The sequence below is a fragment of the Methylibium rhizosphaerae genome, from assembly GCF_006386545.1.
Lineage (GTDB): Bacteria > Pseudomonadota > Gammaproteobacteria > Burkholderiales > Burkholderiaceae_C > Pseudorivibacter > Pseudorivibacter rhizosphaerae.
In genome coordinates this window covers 1-14,784 of the sequence record NZ_SWAR01000027.1, presented here as the reverse complement: position 1 = coordinate 14,784, position 14,784 = coordinate 1, and the positions used below count along the sequence as shown (strand labels likewise).

Below are 14,784 nucleotides of genomic sequence, written 5' to 3'. Positions count from 1 at the left end.
CTCCATTACGTGGGAGGTAGCGCCGCGGCGTCGCGCACCCGGGGCATCGGCGAGGCGACGAGCGCGAGCAGCACGGTGGCCAGCAGCGCCAGGCCCATGCCGCCGAACACCTGTGCCGCCGACACGCCGCGCAGCAGCCAGCCGGTGGCCGCGCCCGCCAGCGGTGCCAGGCCCATGAAGATGAACATGAACAGGCTCATCGCGCGGCCCAGCAACCGGCGCGGCACGCGCTGCTGGATCCAGGTGAACACGCTCACCTGGATGAACCCGCCCAGCAGGCCGATGGCCAGCAGCAGCGTGGCCGCCTGCCAGCTCGCCTGGGCGGCACCACGTGCGGCAGCATCGACGTGCCGGCCGGGATGCTGATGCGGTGGCCACGCCGGTGCCGGCGGCCAGCGCATAGACCATCCACAGCGACAGGCTGCCCGCGGCCACCAGCGCGGCCAGCACACCCAGCAGCACGGTGTTCACATGTTTGGTGAGCATCAGCACGCGCTTGGGCGAGTAGCGGTCGACGAGGGCGCCGCCCACCAGCAGCAGCAGCGCCCGCGGCACGCTGATGACCGCCAGCACGGTGCCCAGCACCAGCGGATCACCGGTCGTGCGCAGCACGAGCCACGGCAGGGCCACCAGCGTGAACTGGTCGCCCAGCATCGAGATGAATGCGCCGCCCATCCACCAGTGGAAGTCGGGCCGCGCTCAGGGGCCATCAGGTCGAAGTCGCCGTTCATCCAGCGCAGCATCAGGCGCATCCACCGGTGGATCACAGGCTGGATCTGCGGCGAATCGGGCGGCACGCCGCGCTCCATGGCGTCTCGCACCGCGGCGAAGCGCGGCGCGTAGAGGCGGTAGCCGGCCTCGGAGCGGGCCGAGGGGCACAGCAGGCCGATGCTGTCGTCGTGGTGCAGGTGCGCACCGTGAGCCCGGTGTGCCGGGCCAGCTCTCCTACCTTCAGCAGCACGGTGGGGCTCCGGTTGGAAGAAGGCGCAGTCTATGACCTGCCAGGTAATCGACGCGGTGCAGCCGCCCTCCGATCATGCGTGCGAAGCCTCCCGATCGGGCGGCACATCGCAAGGAGACTGCCATGAACATGTTCCGTCCCTCCACCCTGCTGCGTCGAACCCTGGCCGTGGATGCCGCCACCGGCGCCGCCTGCGGCGCGCTGATGGTGCTGGCGCAGGGGCCGCTCGCCGATCTGCTGGGCCTGCCGGCGCCGCTGCTGCACTACGCGGGCCTCGGCCTGCTGCCCTTTGCCGCTGCATTGCTGCTGATGGCGCTGGGCGAGGCGCTGCCGCGTGCGGCGGTGTGGGTGGTGATCGCCTGCAATGTGGGCTGGGTGCTCGGCTGCCTGGGCTTGCTCGTGGGCTCGTGGGCGTCGCCCACCTTCCTTGGCCAGGCCTTCCTCGTGGTGCAGATCGTCGTCGTGCTGGCGCTGACCGAGCTCGAGTTCATGGGGCTTCGCCGCAGCGGCACGCCGTCGCTGGCGGCGGCCTGAAGGGGGGCTTGACCTGAAGGTTGATTGAGGTTGCAGACTGCCTGCCACCTCGATCGACCCTCAAGGAGCCTCACATGTCGCAAGCCGCCCGCAACACTGCATCGCTGTACCGCATCGACAGGTTCGACGTACCGGCCGCAGCGCTCGAAGCCTTCATGGAGCGCCTGCGCCAGGTGCAGCAGGCGCTCGATCCGCAGCCAGGCTGCTTGCAGAACCTCGTGCTGGCGCAGCCGGGTGACGGGGGCGACACCCGGGTGGTCACCCTCGTCGAATGGGCCAGCGCCGAGGCGGCCGCCGATGCGAAGGCGGTCATGCAGCAGCGCTATGCGCAGGAAGGTTTCGACCCGCCGGCCTTCATGAAGCGGCTCGGCGTGCGGGCGGACTTCGGCGCCTACCGCAACGCCTGAGCCGGCGGGCTCAGACCGCCAGCAGCTCCACCTCGAACAGCAGCGTGGCGTTCGGCGGGATCACGCCGCCGGCGCCGCGAGCGCCATAGCCGAGCTGCGGCGGGATCACCAGGCGGCGCGTTCCGCCCACCTGCATGCCCTGCACGCCTTCGTCCCAGCCGCGGATCACCATGCCGGCGCCCAGGGGGAATTCGAAGGGGTCGTTGCGGTCCTTGCTCGAGTCGAACTTGGCGCCGGCCTGGCCGTTTTCGTAGAGCCAGCCGGTGTAGTGCACGGTGACCTGCTGGCCGGCCTGGGCGGTGGCGCCGGTGCCTTGTTTCGTGTCTTCGTACTGGAGCCCGGATGCGGTGGTGATCATGGTGGTTCTTGGTAGTGACTGGTGACTGGTGACTGGTGACTGCTGACCAGGGGAGTGCATTGTGAACGGTTGCCGGTCTCCAGTCGCAAGTCACTGGCCACCACCCCAACGCCGTGAGCTAAGCTGCCGCCTGTTTGCCTTTCCGTTCCCCGGGCCCCCATGACGCAAGACACGCCGCCTCCCGAACATGACGCGCTGCAGCCCGGCACCCGGCTGGGCGAGTTCGAGATCCAGCGCGTGCTCGGCGTCGGCGGCTTCGGCATCGTGTACCTCGCCTTCGACCATGCCCTCGAGCGGCTGGTGGCGCTGAAGGAATACATGCCGCAGGCGCTGGCCGCGCGAGGGCAGGGGGCTTCGGTGTCGATCCGCTCGACCTCGCATGTCGAGACCTTCGGCGTGGGCCTGCGTTCCTTCGTCAACGAAGCCAAGCTGCTGGCGCGCTTCGACCATCCGTCGCTGGTGAAGGTCTACCGCTTCTGGGAAGACAACGGCACCGCCTACATGGTGATGCCCTACTACCAGGGCCGCACGCTGCGCGACGTGCGCAAGAGCATGGAGCAGCCGCCCGGCGAGGCCTGGCTGCGCGACCTGCTCGAGCCGCTGCTGGGCGCTCTCGACGTGCTGCACAAGGAACAGGTCTACCACCGCGACATCGCGCCCGACAACATCCTGCTGCTGGCCAACGGCCAGCCGGTGCTGCTGGACTTCGGCGCGGCCCGCCGCGTCATCGGCGACCGGACGCAGACGCTCACCGCCATCCTCAAGCCCAACTTCGCGCCGATCGAGCAATACGCCGAAACGGCCGGGTTGCGGCAGGGCCCCTGGACGGACCTGTACGCGCTCGGCGCGGTCATGCACTTCTGCCTGACCGGCCGGCCGCCCACGCCGGCGGCGGCGCGGGCCGTCCACGACGAGTTGCCCACCGCACGCAGCGTGGCCGCCACCCTGGCCAGCGAAGCCCATCTGCACTACAGCGACGCCTTCGTCGGCGCCATCGACGCCTGCCTCACCGTACGCCCGCAGGGGCGTCCGGAAAACGTGGCCGCTCTGCAGGCGCTGCTGCGCGGCGAAGGTGCGCAGCAGGCAGGCCAGGCCGCGTCACCCACGGCCGCCTATGCACCGACGCAGCCCTATTCGCCGCCGCGCCCGGCTGCGCCCGCCGAAGCGGCGCACGAGGCCACGGTGGTGGTGCCGCGAGCCCCCTCCCAGCCGCAGACGGCTTGGGCACCGGCAACCGGGGCGCCGCCACTGGAGTCCGCCAGGCCCCCCGCCGAGGCGTCGGCCGGCGGGCGCCGCCGCTGGCCCCTGGCCGCTCTTGGCATCGTGCCGATCGTGTTTGCCGGCCTGCTGTGGTACGTGACGTCGAAGCCGGAGCGTGGCCCGGCCGAGGTGCAGGCGGCTGCCTCGTCACCCGCCGCCTCTGCGGTGGCGATGCCGGCCTCTGCTGCGCCGGCGCAGACGGTGGCTCAGGCGGCCAGTGTGGCCATGGTGGCAGCTTCGCAGGCCACTGCCGCCAGTGCGGCGGTCGCCGCACCTGCCTCGGCTGCGACGCCCGCGCCCGGCACGTTGCTGGCCGCCGCGGCGCCCACGCCGCGGCCGCGCGCGAGGCCGACCCATGAGCCGTCCGGCGCACGAGCCGAAGGCGGCGAGCCCGAACCGGCACCCCGGCGTACGCCGCCGCAGCAGCAGCAGCAGCGGGCAGAAAACGCCGCCGTGCACACGCCGGCGCCACAGGCCGGCCCGCGCAGCCCGCGCGAAGCCTGCGGCAGCCGCGTGCTGCTGGCGCTCTTCCTGTGCATGAAGCGCGAATGCGAGAAGCCGGAATTCGCCCACCACACGCAATGCAAGCGGGTGCGCGAACAGGAAGAAGCCAACCAGCGGGCCTATCAGCCCTGACGGGTCATTCGCGCGAGAGGAACTGCTGGAGTTCGGGGGTCCTGGGGTTGCCGAAGAGTTCTTCGGGTGGGCCGATCTCGTGGATGCGGCCGGCGTGCATGAAGACCACGCGGTCGCTCACCTTGCGGGCGAAGTTCATCTCATGGGTGACCATCAGCAGCGTCATGCCGTCGTCGGCCAGGCTTTCCACCACCCGCAGCACCTCGCCCACCAGTTCGGGGTCGAGCGCGGAGGTGATCTCGTCGCACAGCAGCACCGCCGGCTCCATGGCGAGCGCGCGGGCGATGGCCACCCGCTGCTGCTGACCGCCCGAGAGCTGCTCGGGCAGGGCGTCGAACTTCTCGGCCAGGCCCACCCGCGCAAGCAGCCGCTTGGCCTGCTCCTCGCCCTTGACCGGCAGGGTCTTCCTCACCAGCCGGGGCGCCAGCATCACGTTGCGGCCGGCGCTCAGGTGCGGGAACAGGTTGAAGCTCTGGAAGATCATGCCCACGTGCTGGCGCAGCTCGCGCATCGCGCGCGGGTTGCCGTGCTCGAGCGCCTGACCGTCCACGCTCAGCGAGCCTTCGTCGAAGCTCTCGAGCCCGTTGATGCAGCGAAGCAGCGTGCTCTTGCCGGAGCCGCTCTTGCCGATGATGGCAATGACCTCGCCGCGGGCGACCGTCAGGTCGATGCCCTTGAGCACCTCGTTCTGGCCGAATCGCTTGCGCAGCCCGCGGATCTCGACGATGCCCGGCGTACGGGGGGCGGGCGCCTCAGCGGCGAGCGACATGCAACTTCCTTTCGAGCGATCGGCTCCAGGCCGAGATGGGGTAGCACAGCACGAAGTACATGAGTGCCACGCAGGCGTAGACGGTGAACGGACGGAAGGTGGCGTTGGTGATCATCGTGCCGGCCTTGGTGAGCTCGATGAAGCCGATCACCGACGCGAGCGCCGTGCCCTTGATCACCTGCACGAGGAAGCCCACGGTGGGCGGCAGCGCCACCCGCAGCGCCTGCGGGCCGATCACGTAGCGCAGCTGCTCGCGCAGGTTGAGGGCCAGCGCCTGTGCGGCCTCCCACTGCCCGCGCGGCACGGCGTTGACGCAGCCGCGCCAGATCTCGGTGAGGAAGGCGCTGGTGTAGAGGGTGAGGGCCAGCGCCGCGGCGACCCAGGGCGACACGTTGATGCCCAGCAGCGCGATGCCGAAGTAGGCGAGGAACAGCTGCATCAGCAGCGGCGTGCCCTGGAACAGCTGCACGTAGCCGGCCACCAGCGGCTCGGCGCCGCGCAGCCTGGCCACCCGGGCCACCAGCAGCGCGAGGCCCACCAGGCCGCCGCCGAAGAACGCGATGAGGGAAAGCCCGACGGTCCAGCGCGCGGCGAGCAGCAGGTTGCGCAGGATGTCCCAGAGGCTGAAGTCGACCATGGTGTTGTGTGTCCCTTCAGCGGCCGAACAGGAAGCGCGGCCCGGCCCAGTTCAGCAGCTGGCGCACCAGTACCGCGAGCGCGAGATAGAGCGCGGTGGCCACGATGAAGGACTCGAAGGCGCGGAAGTTGCGCGACTGGATCAGGTTGGCTGCGTACGACAGCTCCTCGGTGGCGATCTGTCCGCACACCGCCGAGCCCAGCATCACGATGACGATCTGGCTCACCAGCGCGGGCCACACCCGCTTGAGCGCGGGCGGCAGCACCACATGCCTGAAGAGCTGCCAGCGGTCGAGCGCGAGGCTCTGGCCGGCCTCGATCTGCCCATGCGGCGTGGTGGCGAGCCCGGCACGCACGATCTCGGCCGCATAGGCGCCCAGGTTGATCACCATCGCCAGCACCGAGGCCAGCTCGGGCGAAAGCTTCACGCCCAGGCTCGGCAGCCCGAAGAACAGGAAGAACAGCTGCACGATGAAGGGCGTGTTGCGGATCAGCTCCACATAGGTGCCCACCAGCGCGCGCAGCCAGGCCGGCCCTTCATGCCGGGCCCAGGCGCAGGCCACGCCGAGCAGCATGCCCAGCGCGGCCGACACGGCGGTGAGCGCGAGCGTCACCGCCATGCCCTTGGCCAGCAGGGGCCACTCGGCCAGCACGGCCGCGAAGTCGAAGCTGATGCTCATGCGCCGGTACTGCTAAAGCCAGTGGCAGTGGCCAGGGATGGTGGTCGTCATCACTGCGGCAGGTCGCCCGCGGGGCGGCCGAGCCATTTGCCGGCCAGCTTGTCGAGCTCGCCGGCCTTCTTGGCCTCGGCAATGATCTCGTTGACCTTGGCGCGCAGCTTGTCTTCACCCTTGGCCACGCCGATGAAGTTGGGCGAGTCCTTCAGCACGAACTTGAACTCGGTGCCAAGCTGCGGGTTCTTGGCCATCAGGTTGCCGGCCACCGAGGCGCCGGTGGCGATGAGCTGCACCTGGCCCGACACGAAGGCGGAGACGGTGGTGTTGTTGTCCTCGAAGCGCTTGATGTCGGTGCCGGACGGCGCGATCTTGGTGAGCTCCATGTCCTCGATGGCGCCGCGCGTCACCGACACGCTCTTGCCCGCCAGGTCGGCCGCGCTCTTGACGGTCGTGCCCTTGGGGCCGAACACGGCCTGGAAGAAGGGCGAGTAGGCCGCGGTGAAGTCGATCACCTTCTCGCGCTCGGGGTTCTTGCCGAGCGTGGAGATCACGAGGTCGGCCTTCTTGGTCTGCAGGTACGGGATGCGGTTGGCGCTGGTCACCGGCACCAGCTCGACCTTCACGCCCAGCTTGGCGCCGATGAGGTTGGCCATGTCGATGTCCAGCCCCTGCGGCTTCAGGTCGGTGGCGACGAAACCGTAGGGCGGAAAGTCGGTCGGGACGGCAATGCGGATCAGCTTGTCCTTCAGCACGTCGTCCAGCGCATCGGCGCGGGCGGCAGGGGCGGCAACAAGGGCAAGGGCGGCCAGCAGGCCGGCAAGCAGGCGGGGTCGGTTCACGCGTGTCTCCTGGAAAGGGGCGGGCATCGGGCCCGGCTCCTCAGTGCAGGTTGCATGCCAGGCTTGTATGCAAGGCATCGCTCGATTCCGGTGCGCACCGAGCCGTCGCATGCCCGCATTTGTGACGGCCATCGCACCGACATGGTGCTTTATGACCGCGAGCGGCGCAACGTGCGCACCTGCAGCAGGGTGAGTTGCAGCAGCTTGGCGTCGCTGCTGGCGCGGTGGCGCTCCAGCCTCACCTCGTTGGCGATCTCCTGCTTGGTGGCATGCCAGACGGCCGCTTCGTCGTCGCTGAGCAGGCCGCGCAGCGTGTCGATCCGGAACGACGGGCTTTCGCCCACGCCGTCATACAGCCTGGCCAGCCAGGTGTAGTCATGCGCCCAGCCGTCGGAGTACACGGTCTGGCGGCCGAGCAGCCGGTTCAGCTCGCGGGCCACCAGCACCGCGTCGCGCCCATGGTCGAGCAGCGTGGCGCGTTCGATGTGATGCATGCACTCGGCCGAGGCGTCCCAGTGCTGCCAGTGCGGCAGCGGCTTGATCAGGCTGCACCAGCAGCGGCCGTCGGGGAGCGCCAGCCCCACCTCGATCGGGTAGCTGTCGCGGCCGAATCCCGAGGCCTCGACGTCGATGACGGCGGGTGCGAGATTGGGGGCAGCAAACGCAGCGGCGAGCGGCAGGGCCATGGTGGGTGCGGGCAGGAGCCGGCCAGCATAGCCCCGCGTGCGCGTGCCAACAACCGCGGCCGGGGCAGGGTTGTGGGCTGGTTCAGCGGCTGGTTTCGCGGCTGGGCCGGGCCGGCTTGTCGCGCATGCGGCTGAGCTGCAGGGTGGCTTCGTGAAGCAGCCCCTGGGTGAGCACCGGTGCCGGGTTTTCGCTGGCCAGCAGCACCTGGCCGCCTCGCGTGATGCGCGCCTTCACCACGATGCGCGCGTCCGCGCCCTCGGGCAGCGGCGCCGGCCCGCAGGGCAGCTCGAAGCGCAGCGGCACCTGGGCCTGGCCCACCGCGCGTCGGTGCTCGGCCAGCACCTTGGGCGGCGTGCCGGGGCTCGACAGGTCGAGCAGCTGCACCTGCAGCTGGTCGCCCGGCAACAGCGCCAGACGTTCCCGATGGTTCACGCTGCCCTGCACCCGGCAGCTTTCGAGCAGCGGACCGCGGCCCCACAGCTGCAGGCCCGACCGCAGGCCGTGGGCGGCCGCTTCGAGTTCGACCTGCCCGGCCGGCGGCGGCGACAGCGTCGGTTCGGAGGCGGCACCTTCCGGCGTGCTCGCGCTGCCCGCGGGTGCGGCAGGTGCGGGGGGCAAGTGCATGACGTAGGTCCACGTCGGCGTGCGCAGCACCGGCTCACCGGCTGCCGCGCCGCTGGGCGACGCGGCCAGGGCCTCCCAGTCGGGGGTGCCGAACACCAGGAGCCGCGCCAGCACCTGCGGCGCACCGGCCGCGGCGGCGGGACGGGCGCTGTAGCGCGCAAGCACCTGGGCGCCGGGCTGCGCGGCCTCGGCGGCGCGGCCTTGCAGCAGCGTCTCGTCCACCCGCTCTTCGGTCCAGGCCGGCGGCAGCAGCCACTGGGTGCGGGTGCGCCGGTCGATCAGCACGCGTTGCGTCAGTTCGGCCCGGCAGCCGGTGAGGGCCGGCCGGCCCTTGCGTTCGAGTCGCGCCTCGCCGCCCTTGCCCCACCACGACCACAGCCCGTCGGTATAGCGCGCACCCGAGGCCGAGCGCACCAGCGGCAGCCGGTGGGTCTGGGTGCCGTCGTGCACCCAGGCGAGCGCGCGGCCCGGCTCGCGGGCGCTGTTGTCGTACAGCACCACCACCTGTTCCTGGCCGCTGCAGCGGTGGGCCACCTGGGCCGACGGCGCGGCGGCCGCAGTGCCGCCGATCGCCAGGCACGGCAGTGCCAATGCGGCCAGGCGTTGCTGCAGCGACGTGAGCATCGGGTGTCTTTCGGGTGGCAGGAGCCGGCCATCGTACGCCGTGGCTTGTCGCGCCGGAGACAGGGCGGGTGCGGGGCGTTCCCATGGCGCCCCGGGCGGCGCTGCGGTACACCGGTCTGCCCTTGTTTCTTCCGGAGCCGCTGCATGCCCGTTCCCGCCGATCGACCGCACCTGCGCCACTGGCCGCAACGCCTGCCCAGGGAACTGGTGGTGCCCGACACCACGCTGTGGTTCAACCTCGAGGTCGCGGCGCGCCGCTATCCGGACAAGACTGCTTACCTCTTTTTCGGCCGCTCGCTCGGCTATGCCGAACTGCAGCGCCAGTGCGAGGCCCTGGCCGGCTGGCTGCAGCAGCATGCCGGCGTGAAGCGCGGCGACCGCGTGGCGCTGTACATGCAGAACTGCCCGCAGTACGTGGTGGCCTACTACGCCATCCTGCGTGCCGACGCGGTGGTGGTGCCGGTCAACCCGATGAACAAGGCCGAAGAGTTCGGCCACTACATCACCGACCCGCAGACACGGGTGGCCATCTGCAGCGCCGACCTCGCGGCCAATGTCGCGCGGGCCAACGAGGCGCTGCCGGCCGGAGACCGCCTGCGCCACCTGCTGGTGGCCCGCTATGCCGACGCACTTCCCGAGCAGTACGAGCCCGGCCTCGCGCCGCCGGCCGCCATGGAGCAGTGGCTGCGGGCCGAGCACCCGCTGCCCCTGGGCGCCACCCGCTGGGCCGACGCGCTGGCCGCCCGGATGCAACCCGGGCCGCACCAGGCGCGGTCCGACGACCTGGCGATCCTGCCCTACACCTCAGGCACCACCGGGCTGCCCAAGGGCTGCATGCACAACCACCGCACGCTGATGCACAACGCGGTGGGCGGCGCCTTGTGGGGCCATGCCAGCGCCGAGTCGGTGAGCCTGGGCGTGGTGCCGCTGTTCCACATCACCGGGATGATGTACGGCATGCACTGCGCGCTGTGGTGCGGCAGCACCGTGGTGCTGATGCCGCGATGGGACCGCGAGCTCGCCGGCGCCCTGATCTCGCGCCATCGGGTGACGCACTGGACCTGCATCCCCACGATGATCATCGACCTGTTCGCAAGCCCCAACTACCGCAGCTTCGACCTGTCGAGCCTGCGCTACCTGAGCGGCGGCGGCGCGGCGATGCCGCATGCGGTGGCCGAGCGTCTGCAGGCGGAGTTCGGCCTCACCTTCGCCGAAGGCTACGGCCTCACCGAAACCGCAGCGCCCACCCATGGCAACCCGCCCGAGCGGGCCAAGCTGCAGTGCGCCGGCATCCCGCTGTACGGCACCGACTCCCGTGTCATCGATCCGGTCACGCTGAAGGAGATGCCGGTGGGCGAGGTGGGCGAGATCGTCACCCGCGGGCCGATGGTGTTCGAAGGCTACTGGCGCCACCCCGAGGCCACCGCGGCGGCGTTCGTCGAAGTGGACGGCGAGCGCTTCTTCCGCACCGGCGACCTGGGCCGCATGGACGATGAAGGCTACTTCTTCATCACCGACCGGCTCAAGCGCATGATCAACGCGAGCGGCTTCAAGGTGTGGCCGGCCGAGGTGGAGCTGCTGCTGTACAAGCACCCGGCGGTGCAGGAAGCCTGCGTGATCGCCACGCAGGACGCCTACCGCGGCGAGACGGTCAAGGCGGTGGTGGTGCTGCGCCCCGAACAGCGCGGCCAGGTGTCCGAGGCCGACCTCATCGACTGGTCGCGCGAGCAGATGGCGGCATACAAGTACCCGCGGGTGGTGGAGTTCGTCGATGCGCTGCCGAAGTCGGGTGCGGGCAAGGTGCTGTGGCGGGTGCTGCAGGAGCGCGAGCGCTCCGGTGGCGCGGGCACCTAGAAGCCGGCGCCCGGCTGTGCCAGGTAGGCCAGCTCCTCCGGGGTTGAGGCACGGCCCAGCACGGCGTTGCGGTGCGGAAACCGCCCATACCGGCGGATCACGTCGTGATGCCGGTGTGCATAGTCGAGGTGGCCTTCGAAGCGGGCATCGGCCGCGGCCAGCGCGGTGAACAGCGCCACCGACCGCTCCTGCATCGCCAGGTCTTCCGCATGCTCGAAGGGCAGGTAGGCGAAACAGCGCCACACCGGATGCAGCTCGCGGTCGAGCCCCGCGTCCGCCAGCTGCCGTGCAGCGGCCAGCGCCAGGGCGTCGCCCGCAAAGGCCCGCGCCGAGCCGCGAAAGGCGTTGCGGGTGAACTGGTCGAGCACCACGATGCGTGCGAGCAGGCCCTGCGGCGTGGCATCCCAGTCGTGCAGGCCGCCTGCCAGCGCGGCTTCGATGGTGGGCCCGAAGCGGTCGCGGATCTGCGCATCGAAGGTGTCGCTCTTGCGGAACCAGGCATCGCGCTGTGGGTAGTCGGGGTCGGTGCCGAACCAGAAGTCGGTCACCGCGGCGGCGTTCGAAACGGGGGTGTGCATGGTCATGGGCGGCGATCGTGCCCTCATGCGGCCGCGCCGGCAGCCGTGGGGCTTCTCCGGACGAGGCCTCCTGCGGTAGGCTGCGGCCGATCAAACGGGACAGCTCGCGCTCGCGCCCCTGCCTGCCTGGAAGCCTAGAAGCCCAAGGAGAACCAGCATGACTCACCGCGGAAGTTGCCATTGCGGCCGCATCGCCTTCGAGGTGGACGGCGAGCCGCAGGGCGTGATCTCCTGCAATTGCTCGATCTGCCAGCGCAAGGGTTCGCTGATGTGGTTCGTGCCGCGTGACCAGCTCCGGCTGCTCACACCGGAAGAGAACGCCAGCACCTACACCTTCAACAAGCACGTCATCAAGCACCGCTTCTGCCCGTCGTGCGGCATGCATCCCTATGGCGAGGGCACCGACCCCAAGGGCAACCGCATGGCGGCCATCAACATCCGCTGCCTCGAAGACATCGACCTCGCCAGCGTGCAGGTCACGCCGTTCGACGGTCGGTCGAAGTAGCGCGGCCGATGAACGTCGACTCCCCGCGCTTCGAGGTCTGCGACCAGCCTCCGAAGGAGGCCCTGGACGCGGTCGACGCCGGGCTCGACGGCTACAACTTCGCGGCCGCGCCGCTGGGCGAAGTGCGGCCGCTGGCGGTGTTTGCCAGAAGCGCCGGCGGCGAGGTGGTCGGCGGGGCCGTGGGCCGCACCTGGGGCGGCTGCTGCGAGCTGCTGCAGCTGTGGGTGCACGAGGCGCACCGCGGCTCAGGCGTCGGATCGCGGCTGCTGGCGGACTTCGAACGGCATGCCGCGACGCGAGGCTGTTGCATCTACTACCTCACGACCCTGAGCTTCCAGGCGCCGCAGTTCTACCGCCGCCATGGCTACGAAGCCCTGGCGCAGATCTCCGGATACCCGCAGGGCATCGTCAAGTACCTGATGCAAAAGCGCGCCCTAACCCGCTAGTGCAGGGCAGCCGCGGCGCCGCCTCTTGCCTTCGCCCCCAGCCCGAACAGCTCCGCCAGCGCCTGGCGGTACTGCGCCTGTCCGAGCGCATTGGTGTTGTGGTGCGAGCCGCCCTCGATGAGCAGCCACTTCTTCTTCTCGGCCTTCACCTGCTCGAACAGCTGCTGACCGAGCTCCGGCCGGATCAGCCGGTCGGCGCTGCCGTGCACCACCAGCACCGGTGCCTTGACCTTGGCGATGCGGCTGGCCGAATCGAAGCGCTGCGTGATGAAAGGACCCAGCGGCAGCCAGCCCCACTTCATGGTGTCGAACACGGCAGGGATCGAGGTGAACGTGCCTTCGAGCATCAGGCCCTGCAGCTCGTTGCCCGCTTCGCTGGCCAGTTGCACCGCGATGGCGCCGCCCAGCGAGTGGCCGAAGATATAGCGCCCCGCGGTCGGGTGCTTCTGCGCCAGCCAATCCCAGGCGGCGCGGGCGTCCTCGTAGGCCATCAGTTCCGAGGGCAGGGCCTCGGTGCTCCTGCCGAAACCCCGGTAGTCGATGCCCAGCACCGAGAAGCCCAGCTCGTGCATGCGGCGCATGCGCGGCGCGCTGCCCCGCACGTCCCAGCGTGCGCCGTGCAGGTACAGCAGCACCGGGGCGTCGGCGTTCTGCTGCGCAAGCCACAGGCCGTGCAGGCGCGCCGGGGTGCCCGAGGCCGCGGAATGGAAGTCGATCCACACGTCCTCCATGCCTTCGGCGGCGCTGGCGCCGGCCCGCCAGGTTTCCTTCGAGGGCTGGAAGATCCACTTGCGCTGCTGCTCCTCGAACGAGCCGCAGCCCAGCAGCGCTGCGGTGGCCAGCACGGCGCCCAGTCCGGCCCGCCACAGGGCGGCCGGCGATTTCCTGTCCTTCGTCATGGAGCTGCAAGATCGCGCGCCCGCCCGAAAGTTCAAGGCGATCAGGGATTTCTTTACGTGCCAGGCACGGCAGACGCCCACAATGCAGATATCCCGCAACGCAGCAACCGGAAGGTCGCACCATGAACGACGCCACCAAGCCAGGAGCCACCGAGGATGTTCAGGAGATCTACCGCCTGCTCAAGCGCGGGCTGGGTCATGACCTCGTGAACGACGTGAACGTGTTCGAGCTGATCCAGATCGCAGCGCGAGACGGGCACAAGGTGCTGGAGCAGGAGCTGCGCGAATGGCAGGCGCCGTGCGATCCGAATTCTTCCGGCTTGCCGAGCACCATCGCGCCCACCCGCGGGTTCAACCGCGAACACGTCAAGCACCGATAGGCGGCTGTCAGCGGCTGTCAGCCGCTGCCGACAGCCGGCCGGCCGGCTGCCCTATGGGGCGCGGCCCGTGCGCACAGGACACTGCGGGCATGCCCACCGTCACTGCAGGAGTTCGCCATGTCCGCTCGCCAACCCGCCGGTCCGTCCAACCCCGACACTCGCAACTCGCCGCCCGAACGCCCGGCTCGCTCGCCGATACTCGACAACGAACAGCCGGAGCAGGCCTTCGAGGAAGACATCCCGAAGGACGATGATGGCAACGAAGCGGAAGACCCGCACCGATCCGACTGACGCTTGACGCGTGACGCGCAAAGGAGGACCCCATGTCACCCACCGCCGCAACCCGCCCGCTGCTGGCCGCCACCGCGTTGGTGTCGGCGTTGCTCGTGGGAGGCTGCGCCTCGACGCGGCTCGACGCGCAATGGGTCGACCCCCAGCTGGGGGGCACCGCCTCGCTGCGCGGGACGAAGGTACTGGTGGCCTGCGAGGCCTTCGAAAGCGTGGTGAAGCAGATCTGCCAGGACCAGCTGGCGGCCGAAGTGGTCGCGCGCGGCGCCGTGCCCGTGCATGCCTCCAAGGTCGTCAACCCGGAGCCTGGCCGTCCGCTGCCGGCCGAGCAGTATTTCGCGGCGGCCCGTGAGGCGGGTGCGAAGGCGGTGCTGTCGGCCACCGTCATGCTGGCCGCCCGCGATCTGAGCCCCGGCATGTCGATCGGGATCGGCGGCTTCGGCATCGGCACCGGCCGGGTCGGCGTGGGAGGCGGTGTGTCGGTGCCCATCGGCGGCGGCCAGCCCACTGCCGGCTACGCCACCGACAACCGCATCACCGACGTGGCCAGCGGCCGGCTGCTGTGGACGGCCAAGGCAAGTACCCCGCCTTCGGCCGACATCAATGCCCAGCTCGGTTCGCTGGCCAAGACCGCCTTGGGCGCAGCCGAGAAGGCAGGGCTTTTCTAGTCCACTGCGTCAGTGAAATGGCCCCCCCGCGGGGGCCGACAAGGGTGCAGGCGTAGGCGCGGTGCGCAGCCCAGGCTGGACGCCTGGGCAAGCGGCGCAACACCCGCATGCGCCCTTGCCGGCCCCGGCCCGCAGGGTGAGTGCCTGCCAGGGG

At 70.3% G+C, this 14,784-nt stretch carries 19 protein-coding genes and 1 pseudogene; 9 read left to right on the top strand and 11 right to left on the bottom strand.

The window, feature by feature from the left end; genetic code table 11:
- Window positions 1–5 precede the first annotated feature (5 nt).
- Together E8D38_RS29035 and E8D38_RS29425 are read right to left on the bottom strand one after the other, a co-directional pair.
- Window positions 6–401, bottom strand: a complete 396-nt coding sequence (locus E8D38_RS29035; RefSeq protein ID WP_246099559.1) for a hypothetical protein — start codon at window positions 399–401, stop codon at window positions 6–8.
- A pseudogene (locus E8D38_RS29425) lies at window positions 382–654 on the bottom strand (MFS transporter); the annotation flags it as partial. The gene E8D38_RS29035 and the pseudogene E8D38_RS29425, both read right to left, overlap by 20 nt.
- Before the next feature lie 430 nt (window positions 655–1,084).
- Here E8D38_RS29425 and E8D38_RS18495 point away from each other — a divergent pair.
- Complete coding sequence (locus E8D38_RS18495; protein WP_140634226.1) at window positions 1,085–1,495, top strand: hypothetical protein; 411 nt, start codon at window positions 1,085–1,087, stop codon at window positions 1,493–1,495.
- Window positions 1,496–1,569: 74 nt separating this feature from the next.
- A complete protein-coding gene (locus E8D38_RS18490; protein ID WP_140634224.1) occupies window positions 1,570–1,902 on the top strand; it encodes an antibiotic biosynthesis monooxygenase in 333 nt (110 codons plus the stop codon).
- A gap of 10 nt (window positions 1,903–1,912) precedes the next feature.
- Here E8D38_RS18490 and E8D38_RS18485 read toward each other — a convergent pair whose 3' ends face one another.
- Window positions 1,913–2,260: an FKBP-type peptidyl-prolyl cis-trans isomerase gene (locus E8D38_RS18485; RefSeq protein ID WP_140634222.1), complete on the bottom strand. Its 348-nt coding sequence runs from the start codon at window positions 2,258–2,260 to the stop codon at window positions 1,913–1,915.
- Window positions 2,261–2,419: 159 nt separating this feature from the next.
- On the opposite strand from E8D38_RS18485, the gene E8D38_RS18480 reads away from it, so the two are divergent.
- Window positions 2,420–4,156, top strand: coding sequence for a serine/threonine protein kinase (locus E8D38_RS18480; RefSeq protein ID WP_140634220.1), 1,737 nt, complete (start codon window positions 2,420–2,422; stop codon window positions 4,154–4,156).
- A gap of 4 nt (window positions 4,157–4,160) precedes the next feature.
- Here the strand turns inward: E8D38_RS18480 and E8D38_RS18475 are convergent, their stop codons facing one another.
- The 6 genes from E8D38_RS18475 to E8D38_RS18450 form a co-directional block, all read right to left on the bottom strand.
- The gene (locus tag E8D38_RS18475; protein ID WP_140634218.1) at window positions 4,161–4,925 is read right to left on the bottom strand and encodes an amino acid ABC transporter ATP-binding protein; all 765 of its coding nucleotides are present in this window, start codon (window positions 4,923–4,925) and stop codon (window positions 4,161–4,163) included.
- Entirely contained in the window at window positions 4,909–5,562 is a 654-nt protein-coding gene (locus E8D38_RS18470; RefSeq protein WP_140634216.1) for an amino acid ABC transporter permease, read from the bottom strand. Before E8D38_RS18470 ends, E8D38_RS18475 begins: the two co-directional genes overlap by 17 nt.
- A 16-nt stretch (window positions 5,563–5,578) precedes the next feature.
- A complete protein-coding gene (locus E8D38_RS18465) occupies window positions 5,579–6,241 on the bottom strand; it encodes an amino acid ABC transporter permease (RefSeq protein ID WP_140634214.1) in 663 nt (220 codons plus the stop codon).
- 50 nt (window positions 6,242–6,291) lie between these two features.
- Window positions 6,292–7,104 carry a transporter substrate-binding domain-containing protein gene (locus E8D38_RS18460; protein ID WP_140634212.1) on the bottom strand — a complete coding sequence of 271 codons (813 nt, stop codon included), beginning with the start codon at window positions 7,102–7,104 and terminating at the stop codon, window positions 6,292–6,294.
- A 122-nt stretch (window positions 7,105–7,226) separates the two neighbouring features.
- The gene (locus tag E8D38_RS18455) at window positions 7,227–7,763 is read right to left on the bottom strand and encodes a hypothetical protein (RefSeq protein WP_140634210.1); all 537 of its coding nucleotides are present in this window, start codon (window positions 7,761–7,763) and stop codon (window positions 7,227–7,229) included.
- Window positions 7,764–7,845: 82 nt separating this feature from the next.
- Window positions 7,846–9,012, bottom strand: a complete 1,167-nt coding sequence (locus tag E8D38_RS18450; protein WP_140634208.1) for a YbaY family lipoprotein — start codon at window positions 9,010–9,012, stop codon at window positions 7,846–7,848.
- A 144-nt stretch (window positions 9,013–9,156) separates the two neighbouring features.
- On the opposite strand from E8D38_RS18450, the gene E8D38_RS18445 reads away from it, so the two are divergent.
- Window positions 9,157–10,866, top strand: a complete 1,710-nt coding sequence (locus tag E8D38_RS18445; RefSeq protein ID WP_140634206.1) for a long-chain fatty acid--CoA ligase — start codon at window positions 9,157–9,159, stop codon at window positions 10,864–10,866.
- On the opposite strand, the gene E8D38_RS18440 is transcribed toward E8D38_RS18445, so the two are convergent.
- On the bottom strand, window positions 10,863–11,450 hold the full coding sequence (locus tag E8D38_RS18440; protein ID WP_140634204.1) for a DUF924 family protein: 588 nt from the start codon (window positions 11,448–11,450) through the stop codon (window positions 10,863–10,865). The genes E8D38_RS18445 and E8D38_RS18440 overlap by 4 nt on opposite strands.
- 151 nt (window positions 11,451–11,601) lie before the next feature.
- Here E8D38_RS18440 and E8D38_RS18435 point away from each other — a divergent pair, with 151 nt between their 5' ends.
- The gene (locus E8D38_RS18435) at window positions 11,602–11,949 is read left to right on the top strand and encodes a GFA family protein (protein WP_140634202.1); all 348 of its coding nucleotides are present in this window, start codon (window positions 11,602–11,604) and stop codon (window positions 11,947–11,949) included.
- An 8-nt stretch (window positions 11,950–11,957) separates the two neighbouring features.
- Window positions 11,958–12,395 (top strand): GNAT family N-acetyltransferase, encoded by a 438-nt coding sequence (locus tag E8D38_RS18430; protein WP_140634201.1) that lies wholly within the window; start codon window positions 11,958–11,960, stop codon window positions 12,393–12,395.
- Here E8D38_RS18430 and E8D38_RS18425 read toward each other — a convergent pair.
- Window positions 12,392–13,294, bottom strand: a complete 903-nt coding sequence (locus E8D38_RS18425) for an alpha/beta hydrolase (RefSeq protein WP_140634199.1) — start codon at window positions 13,292–13,294, stop codon at window positions 12,392–12,394. The genes E8D38_RS18430 and E8D38_RS18425 overlap by 4 nt on opposite strands.
- A gap of 122 nt (window positions 13,295–13,416) precedes the next feature.
- Here E8D38_RS18425 and E8D38_RS18420 point away from each other — a divergent pair, with 122 nt between their 5' ends.
- From E8D38_RS18420 to E8D38_RS18415, 3 genes are all read left to right on the top strand, one after another.
- Window positions 13,417–13,674, top strand: coding sequence for a hypothetical protein (locus tag E8D38_RS18420; RefSeq protein WP_140634197.1), 258 nt, complete (start codon window positions 13,417–13,419; stop codon window positions 13,672–13,674).
- 117 nt (window positions 13,675–13,791) lie between these two features.
- On the top strand, window positions 13,792–13,965 hold the full coding sequence (locus tag E8D38_RS28360) for a hypothetical protein (RefSeq protein ID WP_181179236.1): 174 nt from the start codon (window positions 13,792–13,794) through the stop codon (window positions 13,963–13,965).
- A 32-nt stretch (window positions 13,966–13,997) separates the two neighbouring features.
- On the top strand, window positions 13,998–14,630 hold the full coding sequence (locus tag E8D38_RS18415) for a hypothetical protein (protein WP_140634195.1): 633 nt from the start codon (window positions 13,998–14,000) through the stop codon (window positions 14,628–14,630).
- Window positions 14,631–14,784: the final 154 nt, after the last annotated feature.